This window comes from Loktanella sp. R86503 (assembly GCF_042466455.1).
In the GTDB taxonomy this organism is placed as follows: Bacteria; Pseudomonadota; Alphaproteobacteria; order Rhodobacterales; family Rhodobacteraceae; genus Loktanella.
Map to the genome: position 1 here is coordinate 2,633,801 of NZ_JAXHCI010000002.1, position 26,263 is coordinate 2,660,063.

Annotated in this window: 25 protein-coding genes and 1 riboswitch; of the genes, 19 read left to right on the top strand and 6 right to left on the bottom strand. The window is 62.1% G+C overall.

Features of this window, described 5'->3' with window-relative positions; translation table 11 throughout:
• The first annotated feature begins 184 nt into the window (after positions 1-184).
• The 4 genes from SJY10_RS13955 (at position 185) to SJY10_RS13970 (ending at position 3,477) form a co-directional block, all read left to right on the top strand.
• Entirely contained in the window at positions 185-910 is a 726-nt protein-coding gene (locus SJY10_RS13955; protein WP_386683674.1) for a class I SAM-dependent methyltransferase, read from the top strand.
• Positions 911-929: 19 nt separating this feature from the next.
• Positions 930-1,168, top strand: a riboswitch (cobalamin riboswitch).
• Positions 1,169-1,202: 34 nt separating this feature from the next.
• Positions 1,203-1,871 (top strand): energy-coupling factor ABC transporter permease, encoded by a 669-nt coding sequence (locus SJY10_RS13960; RefSeq protein ID WP_386683676.1) that lies wholly within the window; start codon positions 1,203-1,205, stop codon positions 1,869-1,871.
• 80 nt (positions 1,872-1,951) lie between these two features.
• Positions 1,952-3,028, top strand: a complete 1,077-nt coding sequence (gene cobW / locus SJY10_RS13965) for a cobalamin biosynthesis protein CobW (RefSeq protein ID WP_386683678.1) — start codon at positions 1,952-1,954, stop codon at positions 3,026-3,028.
• On the top strand, positions 3,025-3,477 hold the full coding sequence (locus tag SJY10_RS13970; protein WP_386683680.1) for a GNAT family N-acetyltransferase: 453 nt from the start codon (positions 3,025-3,027) through the stop codon (positions 3,475-3,477). Before cobW ends, SJY10_RS13970 begins: the two co-directional genes overlap by 4 nt.
• 4 nt (positions 3,478-3,481) lie before the next feature.
• On the opposite strand, the gene SJY10_RS13975 is transcribed toward SJY10_RS13970, so the two are convergent.
• Positions 3,482-3,727, bottom strand: a complete 246-nt coding sequence (locus SJY10_RS13975) for a hypothetical protein (protein ID WP_386683682.1) — start codon at positions 3,725-3,727, stop codon at positions 3,482-3,484.
• A gap of 65 nt (positions 3,728-3,792) precedes the next feature.
• On the opposite strand from SJY10_RS13975, the gene cobN reads away from it, so the two are divergent.
• The 4 genes from cobN to bluB all read left to right on the top strand — a co-directional run bounded on the left by cobN (position 3,793) and on the right by bluB (position 9,468).
• Positions 3,793-7,509, top strand: coding sequence for a cobaltochelatase subunit CobN (cobN, locus tag SJY10_RS13980; protein ID WP_386683684.1), 3,717 nt, complete (start codon positions 3,793-3,795; stop codon positions 7,507-7,509).
• Positions 7,510-7,746: 237 nt separating this feature from the next.
• On the top strand, positions 7,747-8,355 hold the full coding sequence (gene cobO, locus SJY10_RS13985; RefSeq protein WP_090191009.1) for a cob(I)yrinic acid a,c-diamide adenosyltransferase: 609 nt from the start codon (positions 7,747-7,749) through the stop codon (positions 8,353-8,355).
• 69 nt (positions 8,356-8,424) lie between these two features.
• Positions 8,425-8,817, top strand: a complete 393-nt coding sequence (locus SJY10_RS13990; RefSeq protein WP_386683687.1) for a cupin domain-containing protein — start codon at positions 8,425-8,427, stop codon at positions 8,815-8,817.
• Between the two features lie 27 nt (positions 8,818-8,844).
• Positions 8,845-9,468, top strand: a complete 624-nt coding sequence (gene bluB / locus SJY10_RS13995; protein WP_386683689.1) for a 5,6-dimethylbenzimidazole synthase — start codon at positions 8,845-8,847, stop codon at positions 9,466-9,468.
• Positions 9,469-9,545: 77 nt separating this feature from the next.
• On the opposite strand, the gene SJY10_RS14000 is transcribed toward bluB, so the two are convergent.
• The gene (locus SJY10_RS14000; RefSeq protein WP_386683691.1) at positions 9,546-11,180 is read right to left on the bottom strand and encodes a thiamine pyrophosphate-dependent enzyme; all 1,635 of its coding nucleotides are present in this window, start codon (positions 11,178-11,180) and stop codon (positions 9,546-9,548) included.
• 106 nt (positions 11,181-11,286) lie between these two features.
• Here SJY10_RS14000 and SJY10_RS14005 point away from each other — a divergent pair, with 106 nt between their 5' ends.
• A complete protein-coding gene (locus SJY10_RS14005) occupies positions 11,287-12,081 on the top strand; it encodes a MaoC family dehydratase N-terminal domain-containing protein (protein ID WP_386683692.1) in 795 nt (264 codons plus the stop codon).
• 55 nt (positions 12,082-12,136) lie between these two features.
• Here the strand turns inward: SJY10_RS14005 and SJY10_RS14010 are convergent, their stop codons facing one another.
• Positions 12,137-13,174 (bottom strand): NAD(P)/FAD-dependent oxidoreductase, encoded by a 1,038-nt coding sequence (locus SJY10_RS14010; protein ID WP_386683694.1) that lies wholly within the window; start codon positions 13,172-13,174, stop codon positions 12,137-12,139.
• Positions 13,175-13,222: 48 nt separating this feature from the next.
• Between SJY10_RS14010 and mnmD the strand changes: the two genes are divergently transcribed.
• From mnmD to SJY10_RS14025, 3 genes are all read left to right on the top strand, one after another.
• Positions 13,223-13,894 carry a tRNA (5-methylaminomethyl-2-thiouridine)(34)-methyltransferase MnmD gene (gene mnmD / locus SJY10_RS14015; RefSeq protein ID WP_386683696.1) on the top strand — a complete coding sequence of 224 codons (672 nt, stop codon included), beginning with the start codon at positions 13,223-13,225 and terminating at the stop codon, positions 13,892-13,894.
• A 3-nt stretch (positions 13,895-13,897) separates the two neighbouring features.
• On the top strand, positions 13,898-14,785 hold the full coding sequence (locus SJY10_RS14020; protein ID WP_386683698.1) for a DMT family transporter: 888 nt from the start codon (positions 13,898-13,900) through the stop codon (positions 14,783-14,785).
• Positions 14,786-14,889: 104 nt separating this feature from the next.
• Positions 14,890-15,924 carry a sensor histidine kinase gene (locus SJY10_RS14025; protein ID WP_386683700.1) on the top strand — a complete coding sequence of 345 codons (1,035 nt, stop codon included), beginning with the start codon at positions 14,890-14,892 and terminating at the stop codon, positions 15,922-15,924.
• Positions 15,925-15,969: 45 nt separating this feature from the next.
• Here the strand turns inward: SJY10_RS14025 and SJY10_RS14030 are convergent, their stop codons facing one another.
• Positions 15,970-18,156, bottom strand: a complete 2,187-nt coding sequence (locus SJY10_RS14030; protein ID WP_386683702.1) for a transglycosylase SLT domain-containing protein — start codon at positions 18,154-18,156, stop codon at positions 15,970-15,972.
• 158 nt (positions 18,157-18,314) lie between these two features.
• Here SJY10_RS14030 and dapA point away from each other — a divergent pair, with 158 nt between their 5' ends.
• Together dapA and SJY10_RS14040 are read left to right on the top strand one after the other, a co-directional pair.
• A complete protein-coding gene (gene dapA / locus SJY10_RS14035; protein WP_386683704.1) occupies positions 18,315-19,187 on the top strand; it encodes a 4-hydroxy-tetrahydrodipicolinate synthase in 873 nt (290 codons plus the stop codon).
• Positions 19,187-19,654: a hypothetical protein gene (locus tag SJY10_RS14040; protein ID WP_386683706.1), complete on the top strand. Its 468-nt coding sequence runs from the start codon at positions 19,187-19,189 to the stop codon at positions 19,652-19,654. The genes dapA and SJY10_RS14040 overlap by 1 nt, the downstream gene beginning before the upstream one ends.
• Before the next feature lie 46 nt (positions 19,655-19,700).
• Here the strand turns inward: SJY10_RS14040 and SJY10_RS14045 are convergent, their stop codons facing one another.
• Positions 19,701-20,879 (bottom strand): winged helix-turn-helix domain-containing protein, encoded by a 1,179-nt coding sequence (locus tag SJY10_RS14045; RefSeq protein ID WP_386683708.1) that lies wholly within the window; start codon positions 20,877-20,879, stop codon positions 19,701-19,703.
• A complete protein-coding gene (locus tag SJY10_RS14050) occupies positions 20,876-21,310 on the bottom strand; it encodes an ion channel (protein WP_386683710.1) in 435 nt (144 codons plus the stop codon). The genes SJY10_RS14045 and SJY10_RS14050 overlap by 4 nt, the downstream gene beginning before the upstream one ends.
• Positions 21,311-21,403: 93 nt before the next feature.
• Here SJY10_RS14050 and smpB point away from each other — a divergent pair, with 93 nt between their 5' ends.
• From smpB to SJY10_RS14075, 5 genes are all read left to right on the top strand, one after another.
• Positions 21,404-21,877, top strand: a complete 474-nt coding sequence (gene smpB, locus SJY10_RS14055; RefSeq protein WP_386683712.1) for an SsrA-binding protein SmpB — start codon at positions 21,404-21,406, stop codon at positions 21,875-21,877.
• A 69-nt stretch (positions 21,878-21,946) separates the two neighbouring features.
• Entirely contained in the window at positions 21,947-22,813 is an 867-nt protein-coding gene (gene sseA / locus SJY10_RS14060) for a 3-mercaptopyruvate sulfurtransferase (protein ID WP_386683714.1), read from the top strand.
• A 44-nt stretch (positions 22,814-22,857) separates the two neighbouring features.
• A complete protein-coding gene (locus SJY10_RS14065; RefSeq protein WP_386683716.1) occupies positions 22,858-24,042 on the top strand; it encodes an aromatic amino acid transaminase in 1,185 nt (394 codons plus the stop codon).
• A 200-nt stretch (positions 24,043-24,242) separates the two neighbouring features.
• The gene (locus tag SJY10_RS14070) at positions 24,243-25,199 is read left to right on the top strand and encodes an L-malyl-CoA/beta-methylmalyl-CoA lyase (RefSeq protein WP_386683718.1); all 957 of its coding nucleotides are present in this window, start codon (positions 24,243-24,245) and stop codon (positions 25,197-25,199) included.
• An 83-nt stretch (positions 25,200-25,282) separates the two neighbouring features.
• The gene (locus SJY10_RS14075) at positions 25,283-26,245 is read left to right on the top strand and encodes an acetyl-CoA carboxylase carboxyltransferase subunit alpha (RefSeq protein WP_386683720.1); all 963 of its coding nucleotides are present in this window, start codon (positions 25,283-25,285) and stop codon (positions 26,243-26,245) included.
• The last annotated feature ends 18 nt before the right edge of the window (positions 26,246-26,263 follow it).

Consider the following 26,263-nt stretch of genomic DNA (forward strand, 5'->3'; position numbering starts at 1 on the left):
GCGAGATTGATCGTCGAAACTGCGCCAAGTCAACCAAGCCGCCCCCGATCGGGCCCCGACGGCCAAAGTTATCCACAAGATGTTTATTGTGCGGTACCGCAAGTATCGCCGCTCATTGCCATATTATCGCCATCCCGCACCTGTCTAAATCGGCGCGAAATACAGCGACAAGGGTCCCCACGTTTTGGCATTTTTCGACTTTCTGCACGAGCTGGAGGATTACTCTCCTGACATGGTGACGCGGATGAACCGCCGTCACGCCCGGATCGTTGCACCGTTCGAGGAGGATCTGGTCGGCGCGCAGGTGCTGGATCTGGCCGCCCATGACGGGCGGTGGAGCTATGCCTTGGCCGAACACGCAGAACATGTCATTGGGGTCGAGGCGCGGACCGATCTGATCGACCGTTTTGCTCAATATCCTGCCGGACCGCAGCACGGGCGGGTGAAGCTGGTCTGCGACGATATTTATCGCGATCTGGACAAGCGGTTGATCCGGGACGAAACGTTTGATGCGGTCATGCTGTTCGGCATCTATTACCACATCATGGATCACTACGGTTTGTTGGCGCGGGTTACCCAGTTAGAGCCGGAACTAATCGTCATCGATTCGGAGTTCATGGTCGATCGCAATCCGATCATCCAGATGGTCAAGGAACGCACCGACAACCCGCTGAACGCCATTGCGCAGATCCCGGGGCAAAAGGTCACGATCAAGGGCATGCCGTCCGTTGGCGCGATGGAACGCATGGCCGATGTGCTGGGCTATAGCTGCACATGGGTCGACTGGGACGCCCTGCCCGAAGACCAGCGCGGTACGGTGCGCGATTATTTCCGCGACGGCGAAATGCGACGCAAAACCTGCTATTTGCGCCCGCTACCTGCACAGGACCTTGGTGAATTGCGGGGTTGACGCGGCCGCCGCGCCGGGCGCACAAAGAACCCTGCAAGGTTCCCCGCGACAAACGCAAAGCGTTGGGGATGAAACTGGGAATGTGGAAGGGGCCGATCCTGCAATCGGGAGGCCGCGTGCCACAGCCGCCCCCGCGACTGTAAGCGGCGAGCGTGACGTCATTGAGCCACTGGGCTGCCAAGCGATTGGCCCCCGGGAAGGCGACGCCACGTGTTTGACCCGCAAGCCAGGAGACCGGCCTTGCATGATGAAACCCCATCCCGTCGGGTGTGACGGGCTATAGGAGCGTAAAATGCATATCGAACCCGGCGTCGTCACTGGCGCGAAACTGGCTCTTGGCAGCGTGACTGCCGCTGGTGCGGCCACTGTGTCCGCAAAAATGGTCTGGGAAAATCTGGTGCAGCGCGGGGCCGCGTCCCTGATCGCCCGCAGCGCCATGGCGACCGCCGCGACCTTCGTCTTTTTTGAACTGCTGCCGCATCTGGCCGTCGGCCCGTCCGAAGTGCACCTGATCCTTGGCTCGACACTGCTGCTGATGCTGGGCACCGCACCTGCTGCTGTTGGCCTTGCCCTTGGCCTGCTGTTGCAAGGCCTTCTGATGTCGCCGACCGATCTGCCGCAATACGGCATGAACGTCACCACCCTGCTGGTGCCCCTGCTGGCGCTGCACATGGTCACGAAATCTGTCGTCGCCCGCGGCACGGCCTATGTCGATCTGACCTACACACAGGCGCTGAAGCTTTCGACCACCTACCAGGCCGGCGTTGTGGCTTGGGTCGCGTTCTGGGTTGTCTGGGGCGAAGGTGCGGGCGTGTCCACACTGACATCGCTGGCGTCCTTTGGGGCTGCGTACATGACCGTCGTGCTGATCGAACCGCTGGTTGACCTGGCTGTGCTGGCAATCGCCAAGCGCATGAAAGCACAGGGTTCCGGCCTTCTGGATACCCGCGTCTACGGCTAAGCCCGCATCGGCTGATTTGACACGCCGGGCCAAAGTCGCAGGACTTTGGCCCGCATCCCTTTGATATATCGAGTTTCCCAATGGCTGCGAAAATTCCCGCAACCGTCGTCACAGGCTTTCTGGGCGCCGGCAAAACAACCTTGATCCGCAATCTGCTGCAAAACGCCCAAGGCAAGCGCATCGCCCTGATCATCAATGAATTTGGCGATCTTGGTGTTGATGGCGACATCCTGAAAGGCTGTGACAGCGATGTCTGCGCCAAGGATGATATTGTCGAACTGTCGAACGGCTGCATTTGCTGCACCGTCGCCGACGATTTCATCCCCACGATGGAAGCCCTGCTGGCCCGTGATCCCAAGCCCGATCACATCGTCATCGAAACATCTGGCCTTGCCCTGCCCCAGCCGCTGGTGCGGGCTTTCAACTGGCCCGGCCTGTCAACCCGCGTGACCGTCGATGCAGTGGTCACCGTGGTTGACGGCGTTGCCGTGACCGAAGGCCGCTTTGCCCATAACGTCGCCGCCGTGGACGCCCAGCGCGCCGCCGATGACGGCCTTGACCATGAAACGCCGCTGTCGGAACTGTTCGAAGACCAGATCGCCTGCGCCGACATGATCGTCATCAACAAGACCGACCTGATGGACCCAAAGGCCGCCTCCGACCTGAGCGACCGGCTTAAGGCTGAATCCCGTCCTGGCGTGCAGGTGGTGCGCACTGCGATGGGCGAATTGCCTGTCGACGTGCTGTTGGGCCAGGGTATCGGTGCAGAGGATGATCTGGACGCCCGTCACGAAGTGCATCACCATCATCACCACGACGATCATGATGACCACCACGACGACGATGATGATCATGACCACCACGATCACGGACACGATGAATTCGAATCCTTTATCGTGGAACGCGGCGAAATCACCGATCCTGCCGCATTCGCCGCGCAGATTTCTGACGTGATCCGCGCCCATGACATCCTGCGCCTCAAGGGCTTCGGCTCTGTCACCGGTAAGCCAATGCGCCTGACCGTGCAGGCCGTTGGCCCCCGCGTCGATCACTACTTTGACCAAGCGCTTGGCGATGCGCCCCGCGGCACGCGACTTGTCGTCATTGGCGAAGCCGGCCTTGATCAGGACGCGATCCGCGCCGCGTTGCAGGCATGACGATCACGGTCGATCTGGCTGACCCCCGGTCGGCCGAGGGGCTGGCGCTACTTAACGCCAGCCACGCCTTCCTGATGTCGCGTTATGCGCCGGAACACAGCTTCGCGCTTAACCCCGACCAATTGGCAGAGCCGCACGTCAGCTTTTTCATTGCATTGCGCAATGACGAACCCGTCGGCTGCGCGGCCTTGTCCAACAAGGGTACCTATGGCGAAATCAAATCGATGTTCGTCCACCCCGATGCCCGCGGCAGCGGCACCGGTGCCGCCCTGATGCAAACGCTAGAAGAAGAAGCCCGCACCCAGGGCCTGACCCTGATGCAGCTGGAAACCGGCGATGATTTGCACGACGCCCACCGCCTGTATCAGCGGCACGGTTTCGCCGTCTGCGGCCCCTTTGGCGATTACGCCGAGGGGCCCCATTCCGTTTTTATGGGAAAGCGGTTGTGAGCCATCAATCCGGCAGGTTTTCCTTGCCGCGGATGGCCTTCCCTTTTGCTTCATCCGTGGCAAAATCGTCGGCAGGATCGCTGGGCTTGTCCAGATCGGTCTTGCCTGCGCTTTTCTTCATCCGCGCCAGCAACTCTGCCTTTGACGGGCGCGTGCCGAACGGCGTCTTGTCAGAACCATACTGGTTATGCTCCTGATGCTTCGGCCCTTTTTTCGCCATTTTCGGTGTTCCCGATTTTCCGTAGTCCATGGGACTGGCCCCTTTGCGTGGTTTGATAATCCCATGTGGCCTTTTGCAATGAAAGGTCAAGCGTGATGCACCTGCTTGCCGCCAGCGCCAATGCGATCCCCGACGGCACAGAGCCTGTCGATCCCGGCCAGACCCCTGCCGACGTGGTCTTTATCAGCGCCGCCGATACCGAACTTGCCGCCCTGTCAGAGGCGCGGGCCGCAATGGATGCGGCCCCTTCCTTACGGATGCTAAACTTGATGAACCTGACCCATCCGGTGTCAGTGGATATGCACCTTGATGCCTGCGCAACGCGGTCCCGCCTTGTGATTGCCCGCGTGCTGGGCGGCATGGGCTACTGGACCTACGGCGTCACCCAATACGCTGCCCGCCTGCGCGAAGCGGGCGTAAAGCTCGCCTTGCTGCCGGGTGACGACAAGGAAGATCTGGATCTGCGCGGGCTGTCCACCGTGACAGACGCAGATTATGACGCGCTTTGGTCTTACCTTGTTGAAGGCGGACCGCAGAACACGGTCAACTTTCTTGCCTGCGCCAAGGCGATCGTGGACGGCACCGACCGCCCCGCCGGTCCCAGCCCCTTGCTGCGCGCCGGCGTCTACTGGCCGGGTGCGGGCATTGCCGATCTGGCCACTGCGCAGGCTACGTGGCAGCCGGATGCACCTGTCGTGCCGATCGTGTTTTACCGCGCCCTCGTGCAGGGCGGCGGCCTTGCGCCGATCAACCGCCTTGTGCGGTCCCTGACCCGCACGGGCCTGAACCCGCTGCCCATCTTTGTGGCCTCGCTCAAGGATTCACTCTCTGCCGACACACTCCACCGGCTTTTCACGCAGGCCCCGCCTGCCGCGATCCTGAACGCCACCGCCTTTGCCGTCGGCAGCCCGCATGACGGCGACGACAGCCCGGCCAACCCACTGATTGCCAATGACGCCCCCGTCTTCCAGATCGTCCTGTCCGGCGGGTCAGAAGACGCCTGGCGCGCCTCTACCCAAGGCTTGACCGCCCGCGACATCGCCATGAACGTCGCCCTGCCAGAGGTCGACGGCCGCATCATGACCCGTGCTATCAGCTTCAAAGGGGCCGCCTATTTCGACGAGGCGACGGAATGCGCGATCACGACCTATCAGGCGATGGGCGACCGGATCGACTTTGTCACGCAGCTAATCGCGAACTGGACCCGCCTGCGCAGCACCGCCCCTGCAGACCGCAAGGTCGCGCTGATCCTCGCCAACTACCCGAACAAAGATGGCCGCCTCGCCAATGGCGTCGGCCTTGATACGCCGGCAGCAACAGTCCACACGCTGAACCTGCTGGCCGGCGCAGGTTACACGACCACGCCCCCGGCTGACGCGCAAACCCTGATGAACGCGATAATGGCCGGTCCCACCAACTGGTTGACCGACCGCGCGGATACGGACGGCGGCGAATGCCTCCCCCTCGACGTCTACAAACAACACTTTGAAACCCTCCCTTGGGACGTCAAAAACCAAATTACCACCCGATGGGGCGCGCCAGAGGATGACCCTTTCCTCTCTGTTTCTAAAATATCCCCGCCGGAGGCATCCGAGCCGGCAGCAGGCGCAGGTTTTAAGCTGTCGATCCACCGGTTCGGCAATGCCGTCGTCGCCCTGCAGCCCGCGCGGGGCTATAACATTGACCCGACCGAAACCTATCACGACCCCGATCTTGTGCCGCCGCACAACTATCTGGCCTTCTACTTCTGGCTGCGTCACCATTGGGGTGCCCACGCCATTGTGCACATGGGCAAACACGGCAACCTTGAATGGCTTCCGGGCAAGGCGCTGGCCCTGTCCCAAGACTGCTGGCCAGAGGTCACCCTAGGTCCCGTGCCGCACATTTACCCTTTCATCGTCAACGACCCCGGTGAAGGGACCCAGGCGAAACGCCGCACCAGCGCCGTCATCGTTGACCACCTGACCCCGCCCTTGACCCGTGCTGAAAGCTATGGCCCGATGCGCGACCTAGAGGCGCTGGTGGACGAGTATTACGAGGCCGCTGGCCTCGACCCGCGCCGTCTGACCTATCTGCGCGAACAAATCCTGTCGCTGTCGGATGCCACAGGCCTTGCCCAAGACGCCGGCCTGTCCGGTGATGCCGACAGCGATCTGGCCAAGCTCGACGCCTACCTATGCGAGCTGAAAGAGTCGCAAATCCGCGACGGGTTACACATCTTTGGCCAATCCCCGACAGGCCAGCAGGAGATCGACCTGACCATTGCCCTCGCCCGCGTCCCGCGCGGCGACGGTAAGGGCGCGAATGCCTCGCTCCTGCGTGCGCTGGCCCGCGACTTCGCGCTTAGCATCGATCCGCTGGACTGCGACCTGTCGGCCCCCGCCCCCGAAAAGCCCGCCGCCTTGGGTGACCTCAAAGGCTGGCGCAGCAACGGGGACACGGTGGAACGGCTTGAGCTGCTGAGCCAGCAAATCATCGGGGACGGCGGGCGGGGCGCTTTGGGCGTCAGCCCCATCGCGTCATCTGCTGTGCTTGATGAAATCGAAACCCGCATCCGCCCCGCCGTCGCCGCCTGCGGCCCCAGCGAAGGCGCAGGCTTGCTCCGCGCGCTCGATGGCCGCGCCATCCCACCCGGACCATCCGGCGCGCCGACCCGCGGCCGCCTGGATACCTTGCCCACGGGACGCAACTTTTACTCTGTCGACAGCCGCGCCGTGCCGACCCCGACCGCGTGGGCGCTGGGGTGGAAATCAGCGAACCTGCTGCTGGACACCCACCTGCAATCCGAAGGCGACTGGCCCAAATCTTTGCTGATCACCGCATGGGGCACCGCCAACATGCGCACAGGCGGCGATGACATCGCACAGGCGTTGGCGCTGATGGGCGTCAAGCCGACTTGGGACGCCGCCAATCGCCGCGTCACCGGCTTTACCGTTATCCCCGCCACCACACTTGGCCGTCCGCGCGTCGACGTCACCCTGCGCATCTCTGGCTTCTTCCGCGACGCTTTCCCCCAGCTGATCGCCCTCGTCGACAGTGCCGCCCGCGCGGTCCAAGCACTGGACGAGCCAGAGGACATCAACCCCGCCGCCGCCCGCGCCAAACGCGGCGAAGATACAGCCCGCGTCTTCGGCTCCAAACCCGGTGCTTATGGCGCGGGTCTGCAGGCGATGATCGACGAACGGCTTTGGTCGGACCGCGCCGATCTGGCGCAGGCTTACCTGACATGGGGCAGCTACGCCTACGGCGCAGACGGGGCAGGAACAGCGGCCCGCAAAGCCTTCGAAGCGCGGCTGTCGCAAACCGACGCCATCGTGCAAAACCAAGACAACCGTGAACACGATATTCTGGACAGCGACGACTACTATCAGTTCGAAGGCGGTGCAGCTGCCGCTGTGGCCACCCTGCAAGGCACGGATCGCCCGATCTATCACAATGACCATTCACGTCCGGAACGCCCGGTCATCCGGCGGCTAGAAGATGAAATCGGCCGCGTGGTCCGGTCCCGCGCCACGAACCCAAAATGGATCGCAGGCGTAAAACGCCACGGCTACAAAGGCGCGTTCGAAATTGCGGCAACGGTCGACTACCTTTTTGCTTTCGCGGCAACGACAGGCGCCGTGCGGAACCACCACTTCGATCTGGTCGAAGACGCCTTCCTTGCCGACGACGATACCCGCGAGTTTATCGCAGAGGTAAACCCGCCCGCCCTGCGCGAAATCGCCCAGCGCCTGCAAGAAGCCATAGACCGCAATCTGTGGACGCCCAAGTCAAACTCGGCCCGCGCCCGTATCGCAGGCCTGCTGGATTAGCCTGCGACCGACAACGCACCGATCAGCAAATAGGACAGCAGCAAAAAACCGGCAAAATAGTGCATGACATTTCCCTAAAATGGTCTGCCGCGGGTCATAGTCTGGCGTCACCCGCTTGGCATGGGGAATAACAGACCCAGCGGCCCCCTTATTGCCGCCAGCCTTGCCATCGGCTGCTTTGCTTGCACCGCCATCCTGCGCCGCCTACACATACACCTGCAAAAACGGAGTGCCGCCATGACCGACGATCCAGACCGCCACGCGATGAAAATGGCAAAGAAAAAGGCCGCCCGCGACAAGATCATGGCGACCAAGACCGACCAGAAGGGTCTGGTCATCGTCCACACCGGCAAGGGCAAAGGCAAATCCAGCGCCGCCTTCGGGATGATTTTCCGCTGTATCGCTCACGATATGCAATGCGCCGTCGTGCAGTTCATCAAAGGCGGCATGAGCACGGGCGAGCGCGACCTGATCTTGGCAAAGTTCACCGACATCTGCGCGTTCCACACCATGGGCGAAGGTTTTACCTGGGAAACCCAGGACAAATCCCGCGATACCGAAATGGCGCAGGCCGCTTGGGCCAAGGCCAAAGAGCTGATACGCGATCCAGCCAACACCATGGTCCTGCTGGATGAAATCAACATTGCGATCCGCTACGATTATGTTGATATCAACGACGTCGTCACATTCCTGCGCGATGAAAAGCCGCCCATGACCCATGTCGTCCTGACAGGCCGCAACGCCCACGACGACCTGATTGAACTGGCTGATCTTGTGACAGAAATGGAACTGGTCAAACATCCCTTCCGCGCCGGTATCAAGGCACAGATCGGCGTGGAATACTGACATGCCACTCATCCCCAAGAACCCGCACGCACAGAAAGCGGCATTGGTGTCTGCGGGCCCTACACCGCCGTGCTGCTGTCCGACAGCGGCGGGCTGACTCAATTCGGCGCATTCATCGAAACGCTTCCGCCCGGCTCTGCATCCTCCACGCTGCATTGGCATGCAAAAGAGGATGAAATGGTGCATATGCTGACCGGCACGGTGACCTTGGTCGAAGGCGACACGCAAATGCCAATGCATCCGGGCGATACAGCCTGTTTCAAGGCCGGGGTTCCTGTCGGCCACTGCCTGCGAAACGACGGTGACGCCCCGGCCAGCTACATGGTCATTGGCACGCGGTCGGGCCGTGATGACGTCACCTACCCGCTTACAGGCGATACGCTGTCAATCCTTGACGGTATTAAGACCTATCGCAACGCGGATGGCGCCGTGATCAATATCGCGCCATATCACGGCGCATAATCATGCCCCTTTGGCTCACGTAACCCCATGCAGATGACCCCCGACCACGCACAGGCCTTGCAGGACATCCTGACGTGGCGCCGTGACGTGCGCCATTTCCGCCCCGCCCCGGTCGCACCGGACCGCATCGGCAAACTGCGCGCCGCGATGGACCTTGCGCCCTCGGTCGGCAACGCGCGGCCATGGCGGGTGCTGCAGGTCGACACACCCGCCCTGCGGTCCGCCGTCATCGCCAATTTCGAAGCCGCCAACGCAAAGGCAGCCGCGCGCTATGCCGGCGCGCAAAGGGATGCCTACAACGCCCTCAAACTCGCAGGCCTGCGCGACGCGCCTGTCCATCTGGCAATCTTTACCGAACGCGATCCGGACGAAGGCCACGGCCTTGGCCGGCAAAGCATGCCGGACATGCTGGCGTTCTCGACCATTTGCGCCATTCACAGCCTCTGGCTTGCCGCCCGCGCCGACAATATCGGCGTTGGATGGGTGTCAATCCTCGACCCGGCCGCACTCCACACCACCCTTAATGCTCCGGCGAATTGGTCCTTTACGGCCTACCTGTGTCTTGGCATTGCCGCCAGCACCGACGACACACCGCTGCTGCACCGCACGGACTGGCAAGCGAACACCCCGACACAATGGCGCAGGGTCTGACCTTCTTCTGGTCTTAAATATCCCGGGGTCCGGGGCAGCGCCCCGGCCTTTTTTCCAATTTTTCGCCGAAAAATTGGCTAGCTCAACGACGCGCCCGGCGACAACACACGCGGGTCAAGCACACATTCGATCACCGCAACGGTCCCCGCCGCCCGGGCCTGCGCAAATGCATCTGCAAACTGCGCCTGATCGGTTACCTTAATGCCAAACCCGCCATAAGCTCGTGCAAGTGCGGCGAAATCGGGATTGGCAAGTGTCGTCCCCGAGACGCGACCCGGATAAGCACGCTCCTGATGCATCCGGATGTTGCCATAGCGGCCGTTGTTCATGACGATGACAATCGGGGCCGCACCGTGCTGCACAGCTGTTGAAAGCTCGTTGCACGTCATCTGAAAGCAACCATCACCCGCCAGACAGACAACCGTTTTCGCAGGATGCGCCAGCGCTGCGGCAATGGCGGCGGGAAATCCATAGCCCATCGAGCCAGAGGTCGGTGCCAACTGTGTGCCGTAGTGTTTATAGGTAAAATAACGGTGCAGCCACGCCGCGTAATTTCCGGCTCCGTTCGTCACGATGGCGTCCTGCGGCAGCGTATCCGACAACCAGCGGATCACCTGTTCCTGCTTCACGTCGCCGGGGCTTTCCACAGGATCCTGCCATATTTCATAGGCAGCCCTGGCGGCGCGCACTTCCCCGGGCCACCCCGACCAATCGGCTTGCCGCTGCATTGCTTCTGCCAGCCCTGCCACGGCGAAATCGCCGCGGCACACGACGCCCATATCCACGCCGTAAACGCGCCCGATCTCGTCCGGGTCAGCGTGGATATGTGTGATCGTCTTACCATGGCCTGCAGGGTTCACCAGCGTATAGCCTTGCGTTTCAATATCGCTGAACCGCGTGCCCAGCAGCAGCAACGCATCCGCATCCCGCACCCGCGCCGCAAGCGCCGGGTTCACGCCGACATTCAAATCCCCGGCAAAGCAAGTGTGCCGGTTATCCATGTAATCCTGCCGCCGGAACGACGTCGCAACCGGGATTTGCGCCGCAGTTGCAAAGGCGGCCAGCGCCTCTGCGGCCTCTTGCGACCAATGCGGCCCGCCCACGACCATAAGGGGCCGTTTGGCGCGTCGCAGCCGCGTCAGCAGGTCATCCCAAACACCCGCGTCTGGCGTCACATCTATTGTCAAACCGCCTGAAAAATTGGGCACATCTGCCGAAGCGCCCAGCATATTTTCCGGCAGTGCCAGCACCACCGGTCCGGGCCGTCCTGACGCAGCCAGACGAAACGCACGGGCAATGTATTCCGGCAGGCGGGCCGTATTATTGCACTGGAAAACGCCTTTGGCCAGCGTGCCGAACATGGCTTTATAATCGACCTCCTGAAAGGTCTCTCGATCTGTCTGGCTGTTGTCGATTTGGCCAACGAACAACACCATCGGCGTGCTGTCCTGCCGGGCCACGTGCACGCCCGCACTGGCGTTGCAGGCTCCTGGCCCGCGCGTGACAAAACAGACGCCGAGCCGTCCGGTCAGCTTGCCCTGCGCTTCTGCCATCATGGCAGCCCCGCCTTCATGGCGGCACACGACGTTCTGGATACCGCTGTCATAAAGCCCGTCCAGCGCGGCAAGAAAGCTTTCGCCCGGCACAGAAAACACGCGTTCAACGCCCAGTTTCACCAATTGATCGCTTAAAATCTTGCCGCCATGACGCATGTCATCTGCCCTTTGCCCCGTTTGGTCGCAGCATGTCGTGGCCAGATCGGTCCCGCAAGACGGATCGGCATTTGCGCCCTTTTGATTTTGCCGTCACATTGGCGCAATGAATACTGCCGATGACCGCACCCAGACCCGCACAGACCTGATGGACCCCGCCCGGGCGCAAGCCCTACAGGCGGCTTTGGGTGCAGAGCCTGCCATTGTGTCCGGTGATCCGCTGCCACCCTTTGCACATCATATTTATTTCTGGGACGCAGCACCGCCATCACGCCTTGGACGCGATGGTCATCCGGCAACGGGCAGCGGCTTTATCCCCGATTTGGGATTGCCGCGCCGGATGTGGGCAGCGGGGCGGCTGATGTTTCATCAGCCGCTGCTGGCAGGCGTTCGGGCAGAGCGGATCAGCCGCATCGAGGGCATTACCCGCAAGGACGGCCGTAGCGGCCCGCTGGCTTTTGTGCGGGTGCGGCACGATATCCGCCAGCGGCAGGCACTGGCGCTGACGGAATGGCAGGATCTGGTCTTTCGCCCGGATGGCATGGACCAATCGCCGGCACCTGCGGCCCGCACGGACGAGGTGATTGCTGAACCCTTTACGCCGGATACAACGCTGCTGTTTCGGTATTCGGCGCTGACTTTGAACGGTCACCGTATCCACTACGATGAGGCCTATGCCCGCGAGGTCGAAGGCTATGACGGTTTGGTCGTTCATGCCCCCCTGCTGGCGCATCTGCTGATGGGTTTGGCGCAGCGGCAGTTAGGCGAATTGCGTGAATTTGCCTATCGCGCGACAGCGCCCCTGATGCACCACGAGACCGCCGCATTGTGCTGGCGCGATGGCATTGCATGGGTACGAACCGCAGACGGGCGCCAATGTATGATCGCCGAAGCGCGGTGATATTCCCGGCGTTGAAGGGGGGCCAGCCCCCCGGGATATTTTTGACCAGAAGAAGCTAAAGGGACGCGGCGGGGTCGAAATCGGCAGGGATTGTATCCCGGTCGTCGATCAGCAGGTCTGCCATGACCTGCGCCATTTTGGGGGCCATGCCAAACCCGATCTTGAACCCCCCATTCGCGATGAAAGCGCCGGCGATGAAGGGGTGCCGCCCCAGCATCGGGGCGCGGCTGCGGCTGCGCGGGCGCACGCCGGCCCAGCGGGCGACCACCGGCGCATTTTGTAGAGCCGGCAGGGCCGCGCGGGCCTTGGCGATCAGCGCGTCAAGTTTGTCATCGGTGGCGGTGCCGTCAACGAAATCCCGCTCTGTCGTGGATCCGATGGCTACGGTGCCATCCAGATGCGGTACGATATGCAGCGTATCGACGAAAAGTTGCGGCAATTCGCTTGCATCATGGCGCAGCAGCGCGGCCTGCCCCTTGACCCCTGCCCCGACAAGACGGGTATGGCAGGCTGTCATCTGTTCCAATCCGGCGGCACCGGTGGCCCAGACAACCTTGCCCTGCGGATCGCCGCACCGCAGGATGGCCCCGCCTTGTGCCGTGATCGCAGCGGCAAGGGCGAGGGTCGCCTGACGCGGGTGGATCAGGGCGGTCAGCGTGTCATGGATCAAAAGGCCGGTCGGGCTTGGCGGTTCCCAAGCAGCATGGGTAGCAGGCACAACGCGCCAGTCTGCCTGCCCCTGCCACAGCTGCGCCGCGCCAATTGCGCGGCTTTGCGCCAGCGCGATTGCTGCTTCGTCCGCCAGCGGCTGCAGGCGGCCTGTGCGCGCGTAGCCGGTGGTGCGGCCTGACGCCACGGCCACCTTTGCCCAGAACGCTTGCGCCATCAGCAGACTGGACAGTTGAAAGGCTTTCTTGTCGTTCCACTGCTCCGGCACATGTGGCGCGAGCGCACCGACGATCCCGCCGGAGGCACCGGCCGCCACGCCGCCAGGGTCGATGACCTGCACCCTGGCCCCGCGCCGCACACAGGCCCAGGCGATTGACAGGCCTATCACACCGGCCCCCATTACCGTCACATCCGCCGTTGCCATTGCCCGCCCCGCACTTCACAAGTCGGGTATCCCATACGGCAAAGTATCATGACCGGCCAGAGCACTGACCCCCACCCCCTTGACTGGCGCAACACGGCGCATGGCACCGTTCCGGTGTCATTGCAGTTCGACGACCCATTTTATTCGCTACAAGGCGGGCTGGCGGAAACGCGTCACGTCTTCTTAGGCGGGAACGATCTGCCGGCGCGGTTTGCAAACGGATTTCATATTGCAGAGCTAGGGTTCGGCACAGGGCTAAATTTTTTGACAACGCTGCAGGCGTTTCGAGACAGCGGCACGCAGGGCCGTTTCCAATTCACAAGTTTCGAAGCCTACCCCCTGGATCCGGCGGCATTGCAGCGGGCCCTTGCGCCCTTTGTAAAAGACCTGCCGGTAGAGGTATTGCGCCGGGTGGGCGATATTACCGGGCCGGATTTCGATCTGCGCGTGGTAATTGGCGATGCGAACGTGACCCTGCCCGCCTGGGAGGGGCGCGCCGATGCGTGGTATCTGGATGGCTTTTCGCCAGCTAAGAACCCCGGGCTATGGACGCCGCAGATTATCGCCGCAGTGGCGGCCCATACCAGACCCGGCGGCAGTGCTGCGACCTATTCGGCGGCGGGGCATGTGCGGGCTTCGCTGACTGCGGCAGGCTTCGACGTGACCCGCGTGGCGGGTTTCGCCACCAAACGCCACATGACCATCGCGCGAAAGAGTTAAGCCATGCAGACCGCCAACACCAAACTGGGCATTGGCCTGATGGTCGCCACGACCTTTGTCTTTGCCGTGCAGGACGGGATCTCTCGGCATTTGGCGGCTGAATACAACGTGCTGATGATCGTCATGATAAGGTATTGGTTCTTTGCCGCCTTTGTCATCGCGATTGCGCGGCTAAAGGCCGGTTCGATCCGCCGCGCCGCGGCGACCCGCCAACCGGCCGTGCAGATCTTTCGCGGCCTGCTGCTGGCCGGAGAGATTTGCGTCATGGTCGCGGGATTTGTGGCGCTGGGGCTGGTGGAAAGCCATGCGATTTTTGCCTGCTATCCGCTGCTGATCGCTGCCCTGTCAGGCCCCGTGCTGGGCGAAGGTGTCGGCTGGCGGCGCTGGGCAGCGATTGGCATAGGATTTATCGGGGTTCTGATCATTCTGGAGCCGGGGATCACTGTATTTGCCCCTGCGGCGATCCTGCCGCTGGCTGCGGCGGTGATGTTCGCGCTTTATGGTTTGCTGACGCGCTATGTCGCTAGGCAGGATACCACGGCGACCAGCTTTTTCTGGACCGGCGTTAGCGGGGCTGCGGCCATGACCTGCGTCGGCATCTGGGATTGGCAACCGATGAGCGCGCCCGACTGGGGTTGGATGGCGGCCCTTTGCGTGACTGGTGTGACGGGTCACTGGCTGCTGATCCGCTGCTACGAGGTCGCGGAGGCCAGTGCCGTCCAGCCTTTTGCCTATCTGCAACTGGTGTTTGCCAGCACCATCGGACTGTTTGTGTTTGGCGAAACACTGCAAACACATGTGGCTGTCGGCGCATTGGTCGTCGTCGGCGCAGGCGTATTCACGCTGATCCGCAGCCGCAAAGTTGCAAAAGACGGTCTTGGACAGGCATAACAGGCCGAATGGCTCGCGTTTCTGCGACAGGCTTGCGGCTGTTGCGTTGATCACACATGCGATCTTTGTTAAGTTTTTGCGAAACAATACGAAACAAGGCGCTAATGTCACAGATAGACCCACTTACGGTATCCGTCGCCTCTGCCGATGCATTGCCTCCTCTGGCGATGCAGGTGACTGATCTGGGCCTTGGACTTGGCACGATTGATTACATCGCGGATACCATTACGCTGGATGACCGGGCCGCTGGCCTGTTCGAACTGCCGGCCAATATGCCTATACCGCGCAAGACGCTGCATGCGCAGATCCATCCCGATGACGTGCAAGATGTCGAATGTCTGGTCGAACAAATGCTAAGCCCGCAGCTGCCGAACTTTGTTGACGTGGTTCACCGGATCAAAACTGCCGATGACAGCGAACGCTGGGTCAGCGCGCGCAAGCGTGTGACCTTTGGACCGAAGGATGCTGCAGGCTACAGCGCCCCGGTGTCCGGCATCGTGGGGATCATGGATATGACCCCGCATAAAAAGGCTGAACGTCAGGTGCAGGATCTGATGCGGGAAACCAATCACCGGTTAAAGAACCTGCTGACCGTTGTGCAAAGCATTGCCCGCATGACAGCGCGGAGTTGCGATGTATCCGAATTCATGCCGCGCTTTGATGCGCGGCTGCGGGCACTGTCACACAATCAGGATCTGCTGGTATTACGCGGTCACGAAAGTCTGGTTCTGGGCGATCTGGTCAGAGAGCAATTGCGCCCCTTTTCCGGCGATGCCAATGCTGCCATCACGATCAGCGGCCCTGACCTGCCTTTGCGCTTTGCCGCAATCCAGCCGATCGGCCTTGCCCTGCATGAACTGGCGACTAATGCGGCCAAATACGGGGCGTTGTCGGTTCCTGATGGCACGCTGGCGATCAATTGGACCATCCAGAATGGCAAATTCACCCTGTCCTGGACCGAAAGCGGCGGCCCTGTCGTTGTACCGCCCCAACGCACCGGATTTGGCAGCACCGTTTTGCAGGCCATGACCCGCAGCGCCCTAGAGGCGGAGGTCACGCTGCGCTATGACCCCGAAGGCGTGCATTGGAGCGTTGTTTGCGATGCATCAATCATCAGGGAAAACACAGCGCACCAGTAATGCCGGCGGCGCAGCCCCCTGCCGGATCGTTCTGTCGTAACCCGATCAGGGCCGGACGATCGGGCGCAGGGTGACACGCGGGCTGTTCACCTCTGAGGGGGCGGTGGCTGTTGTCAGCGAGGTCTGAACAAGGTCTGCCGCACCGGTCGCCGCCGCATCGGCCGGACGCGCCACCGGACGCGGCAGTGCTCCAGATGGGTCCTGTTCGCTGTTTTCGCCGGTCACCGGCGCGGGCAGTTCCAAAGCACCATCAGCACGCGCAACGGGACGCACGATGTTTTTCTCACCGCGCAGCAGTTCGGTAAAGGCGATGGGCCCAGCTTGGCCTGTCAGGCGCGCCTGGTAGATCGGAATCGATTCCGTGACGCGCTGCACATAGTTGCGGGTTTCGCGAAAGGGGATCATTTCGATCCAATCGATGACATCGACGTCGCCGCTGCGCGGATCGCCCCGTTCTTCCATCCAGTCACGCGGACGGCCCGGCCCTGCGTTGTAGCCTGCCGCGATCTGCACGGGGCTATCACCAAAACGGTCGGTCAAATCCGCAAGATAGCGGCTGCCAAGTGTGGCGTTATAGCGCCAGTCGGTCGTCAGGCGGTTCTTGTCGTAAGGCAAATCCAGACTGCGAGCGACATCGCTGGCGGTACCCGGCATCAATTGCATCAGGCCCAAGGCCCCAACCGGACTGCCAGCGGCTTCGTTAAACTCGCTCTCTCGGCGGGCGATGGACAGGGCCAGCGCGGTGGATACGGGCAGGTCAGCCTCTGCCAGGCCATGCAGCGGGAAATACAGCGACGGGATCACCATGCCGCGCGCGGCGGCGGTCTTGCCAAGCAGCACTTCGAAATAGGTCTGATCCTGCGCTTCAAGCGCTGCGCCAAGGCGGGACAGATCATCGGCATCCAGTATTTTGCCAAGTTCGGCAAAGAACAGCACGGCCTTGCCACGCTCGTTGGCCTGAAGCAGGGCCATACCGGCCTGCACCAGTTCGTTCTGCATGACGGGCGCGTTCTGCCAGTCCCGCGCATCGCCCCGCCCCGTCAGAAACGGATCAAGCGGCACGCCCAGCTTTTCTGCAGCCAAAAGCCCATAAAAACTGGTCTGATGCTGCGCCGCGCGGGCATAGGCGATACGGGCCTCGTCCGTGCGATCCAGCGCATCCAGCGCGCGTCCTTGCCAATATCCGGCGCGGCCAAGGGAAATCGGGCTGTCCACCTCTGCCGCCGCATTGTCGAAATGCGCTAGGGCCCGCGCCGGATCATTCAGAAAGCGCAACTGCAAATATCCGGCCAACCATTCCAGATCGGCATAGTTTGCCGCACTTTGCGCGGGCGTGACAAAGTGGTTTGCCGCCAGATCATAGGCGGTCTGATAGTTGCCATCTCTCATCTGCCAACGCGCCAGAATGCGCCGCCAGCTGGCCCAGCGCCAAGGCTGGCCCAGCGCCTCGGCAGAGGTTGACTGCGCCGCCAGGATCGCGATGGCGTCGGTTTGCCGCCCCTTGCCTGCCAGCCAGTTGAAACGGTCATACATCAGCCCGGGTGCATTGCGCAGCGTGGCAGGCACGGCTTCGATCACGGCATCGGGATTACCGGCCTTGCGGATCAGCGCGATGCGCGCCCGCACCAGCGCAGCCTGATCATCGTCCAGCAAAGTCATCATCTCCTCTGCCTCTGCGGTCTGCCACCGCCACAGCAGGGCATCGGCCCGCGCGGTGTGAAGGTCGGTCAGATCAGCCCCGAAAGCGTCCAGCAAAGCGGCCTGCCCGGATGGGGTCAGTTGCAAATCGACCCAGGCCGTCCGCACGGCCGCGCGAGCCGCGTCCGGATCACCGTTTGCCAGATAAGCCTGCGCCAGACGCACCGCGCCTTCGCCTGTCATCGGCGCATAATCGCTGAACCAGCCGATAACGCTTTGCGGATTGAAGTTGGCCGGGATCAGCAATTCACCCGCGCCGCGCAGTACGTCCTGCCCGGGCCAGTCGCCATGGGCCGCGTGAAAATCAATATAGTCCTGAAACACCGCATCGCCGAACCGCAGCCGCTGCCACGTCACAAGCGTGCGGATCGCGTCATCCTGCGGCCCTGCCTTGGCATAGGCATTCAGGAAATCACGCTTCATCGCGAATTCCACAGCCGCGACGTCATCACCGGACACCTGCCCGGCAACGGGCAGTGGCAAGGCAAACAGGCAGGCTGCGACGGCAAGGCGGCGCGCGGCGGGGAACGGCATCGGTAGGTCCCAAGGCTCAGGAAAAGGGCCTTCACATCGTATCGTGCATGCTCGGCGATGCAACGCACAATCTTGGCATTGTGCGCAAACCGGTCTAGGGTCCGCGACGTTCTGCCGGCCCGGTTTCGGGCTGCCCATTCGCACAAGGTCACAGGTCAATGTTCAAAGGCTCTTATGTCGCACTCGTCACGCCGTTCACAAACGGAGAGGTCGACCTTGCCACCCTGAAACAGCTTGTCGACTGGCATGTCGATCAAGGCACACACGGGCTGGTTCCCGTCGGCACGACTGGCGAAAGCCCGACGCTGACCCACGCTGAACACGATCTGGTCGTAAAAACTGTCGTCGATCACGCTGCGGGCCGCATTCCTGTCATCGCAGGGGCCGGGTCCAACAACACGACTGAAACTGTGCGTCTGGTGCAGGCCGCCAAGACGGCGGGTGCCGCCGCAGCGCTGGTCGTCACGCCCTATTACAACCGCCCGACGCAGGCTGGCCTGATCGCGCATTTCGCCGCCGCTGCCGACTGCGGTTTGCCCATCGTGATCTATAACATTCCCGGCCGCTCTGCCGTGGACATGAGCGTTGCGACAATGGCGGAACTGGCCAAGCTGCCGATGATCGTTGGCGTCAAGGACGCCACGGGCGATCTGTCCCGCGTGCCCAAGCAGCGCCTGTATTGCGGCACTGATTTCGTCCAGTTGTCGGGCGAGGATGCAACCGCGCTTGGCTATAACGCCCACGGCGGCGTTGGCTGCATTTCCGTCACCGCCAACATCGCCCCCGCACTTTGCGCCAAGATGCAAGAGGCGACACTGTCAGGCGATTTTGCCACCGCACTTGATATCACCGACCGCCTGATGCCCCTGCACGAGGCGATCTTCCTCGAGCCGGGCTTGGTCGGCGCAAAATACGGCATGTCCCTGCTTGGCTTGGGCAACGAAGACGTACGCCTGCCGCTGGTTGGCCTGACGGACGGGGTCAAGGACCGCATCCGCGCCGCCATGGTTCACGCTGGCCTTCTGAACTGATGCCCCAGTCCGCTGCCGTCTATGCAACAACCCGTTCGGCGGACGCGGCAAAGCGTTTGCGGCGCAATACATTGATGGCGGTGATCGGCCTTGGCGTGATCGGATGGGCCTGGGTGACAAGCGATCTGTCGTCCTGGGCGCTGTCGTTCTTTATCCTGCTGACCCTGTTTCAGGCACTGATCCTGGCCCTGACGGTTGCGGGCCTGATCGTTTCACGCCAACCGCTGATCGTGACGGATCAGGATGTGGTCATTCGCACCGCCCTGATTGCCCGCGTACCCCGCGCGCATATCACCGCCATTGCCCCCCACGCGGATGGCAAGGGTATGGCGTTAACATATGACGACGCTGAAAATGGTCATCAGGGGCAAATCAAGCTGCCTTGGAACTTTATCGCAGAACCGCAGGGTCAGGTCGTGGCCGATTTGTCCCGCATCCTGAATATCCCGCAGCAAAGCGCCGCCTAACGGGCCGGCGGGTGGGGCGCCTTTGCGGGCTTGCCCGCAAACAGCGTCATCCGCCGGATCGCAACCAATCCGGCGTATAGGCAATGTCGCTGCAGCCGCCAAAGCCTGCCGCTCGTGCCAGCTCTGCGCGCAGCCGTGCGATCCTCCCTGCCCCCATGGCGACGCCCGCCTGAGGCCAAAAGGCCCGCACCTGCAGCACATCACCCTGCCGCGCCATGTCAATGCGGCCGATGGCCCGCGCGCCTTCCCATACCGGGAAAACATAATAGCCATAGGTTCGCTGCGCCGCCGGCACGAATATCTCGATCCGGTAATGAAAGCCGAACAGCCATTCCGCCCGCTTTCGGTCACGCAAGGCAGGATCGAAGGGCGATAGGATGCGCACCTTTCCCGGCAGGTCAGCCGCCTGATCCAGCACAGCGGGCCGCGCCAGACAGCGGCGCAGCTTGCCGTCCGCGCCTGCCACATCCAGCGCTACGGCGTGCCCCTCTGCCAAGGCTGCCTGCGCCCAATCGCGGGCCTCTTGTTTCGTGACGACATCCCAGAATGCCGCCACCTCGGTCGGTGTTGCAAACCCCAGCCGGTCCAGCGCGGCATGGCACAGCGCATCCACCGTTGCGGTCGGATCAGCGGGCAGATCGCGCACCGCGTCCGGAATGACCCGCTCTGTCAGGTCGTAAACCTTGCGAAACCCCTCGCGCCGGGCGACCGATACTTGCCCGCTGCGCCACAGATACTCCAGTGCCGTCTTGCTGGGGTGCCAATCCCACCAGCCGCCTTTGCCGCGCACCTCGTCCTTGCCAACGTCACCGGATGTGCAGGCCCCGTGATCCGCAATCTGGCGCAACACCGCATCCACCTGCACGCCAAAGCCTGCGGGCCTGTCCTTTTCCCAACGGCTTTGCAACCGCGCCGCATCGCGGGCAAAGCGCAGCCGCCAATGCGGCCACAGGTCCATCGGGATGACCGCGGCATCATGGGTCCAATGTTCGAACACAGTGCGGTCCTGCGCCAGAAGCCCGTTCATCGCGTCAGGGCGGTACCTGCCATAACGCGACCAAAGGATCAGATCATGGGCACGGGCAAAGGTATTGACGCTATCCAGCTGCACAAAGCCCAGATCAGCGATCACTTCCATGGCAGAGGCCCGCGCTTGCACCCCCAGGCCATGCCGCGCCAGGAACACGGCCCGCGCGCGGGCGTTGTCCAGAAAAGGCGGGTTCACAGGTCCGGCCCCAGTTGCCCCGCGCGGATGCTGCGCAAACTATCCAGCATCAGCGCCGTTGTCAGACCGATATTCAAAAGCCCGTTCGTCGCCGCCATCCCCGAAAGCAACCGCCATTCCACCGGCAGCAATACATCGCCAAAACCAAGCGTGGTGAAAGCAACCAGCGCGAAATAGACCGCCTCCTCAAGGTCAGGAAATATTCCGAGCCCCCGCAGTGCCAGCGCCCAGACCCATACACCGCCGGTCATCTGCGCCAGCACCCAGACGGCTGTCAGACACAGCACCAACACCAGTTTGGGCTTGTGCGGCCGCCGCGCCAGCCACGGATGCAGACGGCTCAGCACCACTTCCATCAACCAATAACTGACGCCGGCGATCAGGATGGACGCCAGAACAAGCGCACTGCCAAGGGTAATCTGGATCAGCATGACGCCTCCTGTTGTCGCAGGCCGACCATAACAGCCCCACCTCGCACCACCAGCCGCCTTGTGCACACCGGCTTGCAAGACTACATCGGGGCCATGGCCAAGAAACCTGACAACAAGAATTACAAAGTCGTCGCCGAAAACCGGCGCGCCCGCTATGACTTCGAGATCCAGGAGGATCTGGAGGTCGGCATCATCCTGCACGGCTCGGAGGTGAAATCCCTGCGCGTCGGCCAGTCGAATATTGCCGACAGCTACGCCTCTGTCGACAACGGAGAGTTGTGGCTGACGAATGCCTATATCGCGCCTTACGAGCAGGCGATGTTCAGCCACGAACCCCGCGCCAAGCGCAAGCTGCTGGTGAAATCCCGCGAAGTCGCCCGCATGTGGAATGCCACCAAACGTGAAGGCATGACGCTTGTACCGCTGGTGATGTATTTTAATGACCGCGGGCTTGTGAAGCTCAAGATCGCCATCGCCAAGGGCAAAAAGAACCACGACAAGCGCGCCAGCGATGCCAAGCGTGACTGGTCGCGCCAAAAGCAGCGGATCCTCAAGACACACGACTGACACTTGCGCAACTTGCACGGCGGCGGTGCCTGCGCTAGGCAGTGACCGATCCGCTGCAAAAGGTGCAATATGGCCGAACTGTCCGACGATCCGCAAACGCTGGTCAGCACTGACTGGCTTGCCGCGCACCTGAATGACCCCGATCTGCGCCTGCTTGACGCATCCTGGCACATGCCGGACACCGGACGCAGCGGCGCGGCTGAATACGCGCAGCAGCACATCCCGGGTGCGCGTTTCTTTGACATCGACGATATCAGCGATGCGCGATCCGAATTGCCCCACATGGCCCCCGCAACGGAAAAATTCATGTCCCGCCTGCGCGCGATGGGCGTCGGCGACGGCCATCAGGTCGTGGTCTATGACAGCACGGGCCTGTTTTCCGCCGCCCGCGTCTGGTGGTTGTTCCGCCTGATGGGCAAACGCGACGTTGCCGTTCTGGACGGCGGCCTACCCAAATGGCTGGCAGAAGATCGCCCGGTCGAGGATATGGCCCCCATCATCCGTGACCGCCACATGACGACCAGCCGCCAGAACCAGATGGTTCGGGACGTCACGCAGGTTGCCCGCGCGGCCAAACTGGAAGACCACACTATCCTTGATGCCCGCGGCCCTGCCCGTTTTGAAGGGACCGCCCCCGAACCCCGCGCAGGCCTGCGCAGTGGCCACATCCCCGGGGCGCGCAACGTGCATTATGCTACATTGCTAAATGTTAACGGCACGATGAAATCCGCACCCGCCCTGCAAAAGGTCTTTGCCGACGCCGGTGCCGACCTGACCAAGCCAGTGATCACAACCTGCGGCTCCGGCGTGACCGCCGCGATCATCAATTTGGCGTTGGAACGCATCGGCAAAACGGATCACGCGCTTTACGACGGATCCTGGTCCGAATGGGGCATGTTCCCCGATCTGCCGATCGAAACCGGTCCCGCCCGCTAAACCTTACCTTCGCAACCGGCCCGACGGCCCAAAGGAAACCCGCGATGTTCCAAACGCTCAAGGCGCAAGCCCCTGACAAGATTCTGTCCCTGATGCAGGCCTACAAGGCCGACGACCGTGACACCAAAATCGACCTCGGCGTCGGCGTCTACAAGGATGCATCCGGCAACACGCCTGTCATGCGCGCCGTGAAAGAGGCCGAGCGCCGCCTTGTCGCAGACCAAACCACAAAGGCCTACACCGGCCTTGCCGGCGATCCGGCCTTTGCCGACGCGATGATCGACCTGCTGCTCTCTGACACCGTGGAACGCAGCCGCATTGCCGCGATCGCCACCCCCGGCGGCACAGGTGCCATCCGCCAGGCACTGGAAATGGTGAAACTTGCCGCCCCCGGTGCGACGATCTGGATCAGCAATCCCAGCTGGCCGAACCACGCATCGATCATCAAATTCCTTGGCCTGCCCCTGCGCGAATACCGCTATTTCGACGAGGCAACGCGCGGCGTCGATTTCGATGGCATGATCGCGGATCTGTCCACGGTGGCCGAAGGCGACGTCGTCCTGCTGCACGGCTGCTGCCACAATCCGACCGGCGCAAACCCGACGCTGGACCAATGGGACCAGATCATTGCCGCCTTGCAAAAGGTCAATGCAGTCCCCTTCGTCGATGTCGCCTACCAGGGCTTCGGCGACGGCCTTGATCAGGACGCGCAGGCCACCCGCAAAATCGCCGCTGCCTTCCCCAACGTGATGATCGCCGCCAGCTGTTCCAAGAACTTCGGCATCTACCGCGAACGCACCGGCATCCTGATGGGCATTGCCAGCGACGCCGAAGAGGCAAAACTGACCCAAGCCAACCTGAACTTCCTGAACCGCCAGAACTACTCTTTCCCGCCAGACCACGGGGCCCGCGTCGTCACCACGATCCTGACCGACCCGGCCCTGCGCGCCGATTGGGAGGCCGAACTGGAAGAAACCCGCAATGGTATGCTCGGCCTGCGCAAGCAGTTAGCCGACGAACTGCGCCAGCGTGCGAACGACGACCGCTTTGACTTTATCGCCGACCACCGCGGCATGTTCAGCCGCCTCGGCACGTCAGAGGCAAAGGTCGAAATCCTGCGGGCCGATCACGGTATCTATATGGTCAGCGACAGCCGTATGAATATCGCAGGTCTGAACGCAAAAACGGTCCCGATACTTGCGCAGGCCATCATCGACGCTGGTATCTAAACCGCGGCGGACCCGCCCAAAAGCGGGTCCATCTTTCTTCTGGTCCTAAATATCCCCGGGGGGAGGCGCAGCCGCAGGGGGGCAGCGCCCCCCCTTTTTTGTTTGCGCAAACATGCTGCACCTGCAAAAGCAACCCTTGCGACCCGGCGCGCAACAATATACCAATTGCGTAACTTAAAATGAAATAAAGAACCTCACGTATGTCATTCCGCATCCAGCCGACACCCCCTGCCCGCCCCAATCGCTGCCAGTTGTTCGGCCCCGGCTCGAACACCAAGCTTTTCGCGAAAATGGCCGCGTCGGATGCGGATGTCATTAACCTCGACCTCGAAGATTCCGTGTCCCCAAACGACAAAGACGCCGCCCGTGCCAATATCATTCAGGCCATCGACGATATCGACTGGAACACAAAGCACCTCAGCGTGCGGATCAACAGCCTTGATACGCCCTTCTGGTATCGCGATGTGGTCGACCTGCTGGAACAGGCGGGGGACCGGCTTGATCAGATCATGATCCCCAAGGTCGGCTGCGCCGCCGATGTCTATGCCGTCGACGCCCTTGTCACCGCGATCGAGGCCGCGAAAGGCCGCCGCAAGCGCATCGCCTTCGAAGTCATCATCGAATCCGCCGCAGGTCTGACAAACGTGGACGACATCGCCGCCGCCAGTCCGCGCCTGCAAGCCATGAGCCTTGGCGCTGCCGACTACGCAGCCTCAATGGGCATGCAGACAACGGGCATCGGCGGTACGCAGGACCACTATTATATGCTGCACAGCGAAACCCGCCATTATTCCGACCCGTGGCACTGGGCGCAAACCGCCATCGTCGCCGCCTGCCGCACCTATGGCATTCTGCCCGTCGACGGCCCCTTCGGCGATTTCAGCGATGACGAAGGCTACCGCGCCCAAGCCCGCCGCAGCGCAACGCTTGGCATGGTCGGCAAATGGGCGATTCACCCCAAGCAAATCGCCCTCGCAAACGAGGTATTCACCCCCTCGGACGAAGCTGTCGCCGAAGCCCGCGAAATTCTTGCCGCCATGGAACAGGCCAAGGCCCAGGGCCAGGGCGCAACCGTTTACAAAGGCCGCCTTGTCGACATCGCTAGCATCAAACAGGCCGAAGTGATCGTCAAACAATCGCAGATGATTTCAGGTTAGCGCGGACCCGCGCAAATTGGGGTGCCCATTGCAATCCGAACCTTACGTCGCCTATATCGACGTAAGGCAAAAAGGGCGTTCCCATGACTCAGTATCTCGACTTTGAAAAACCACTCGCCGAAATCGAAGGCAAAGCAGAAGAACTGCGCGCCATGGCCCGCGACAACGCCGAGATGGACATCGAGAAAGAGGCCGCCGCGCTGGACAAGAAAAGCGCAGACCTGCTTAAATCGCTCTACGGCAATCTGACGCCCTGGCGCAAATGCCAAGTCGCCCGCCATCCCGAACGCCCGCATTGCAAGGACTACATCGCCGCCCTGTTCACCGACTACACGCCGCTGGCAGGGGACCGGAACTTTGCTGACGACCACGCCATCATGGGCGGCCTTGCGCGTCTGGATGGCCGCGCTGTCATGGTGATCGGTCATGAAAAAGGCAACGACACCAAATCGCGGATCGAACATAACTTCGGCATGGCCCGGCCCGAAGGCTATCGCAAAGCCATCCGCCTGATGAACATGGCGAACCGGTTCGGCCTGCCCGTGGTCACGCTGGTCGATACCCCCGGTGCCTACCCCGGCAAAGGGGCCGAAGAACGCGGCCAGTCCGAAGCCATCGCCCGTGCCACCGAAGCCTGCCTTGAACTCAACGTCCCCCTCGTCAGCATCGTGATCGGCGAAGGCGGCTCTGGCGGTGCTGTCGCTTTTGCGACCGCGAACCGGGTCCTGATGCTTGAACACTCCATCTATTCCGTGATCAGCCCCGAAGGCTGCGCATCGATCCTGTGGAAGGACGCCGCAAAAACGCAAGAGGCCGCTGCCGCCCTGCGCCTGACCGCACAGAACCTCAAGGAACTCGGGGTTTGCGATACGATCATCGCCGAACCACTGGGCGGGGCCCACCGCGACGCCCAGACCGCCATCAAAGCCGTCGGCAAGGCGCTGACGGCCACGCTGAAGGATCTCGACAAGGTCGCCGCCGACAAAATCCGCCTTGATCGCCGCAAGAAATACCTCGACCTCGGGAAAAAAGGCCTCGCAGCCTAAGGTTCACCCTTCTTCTGG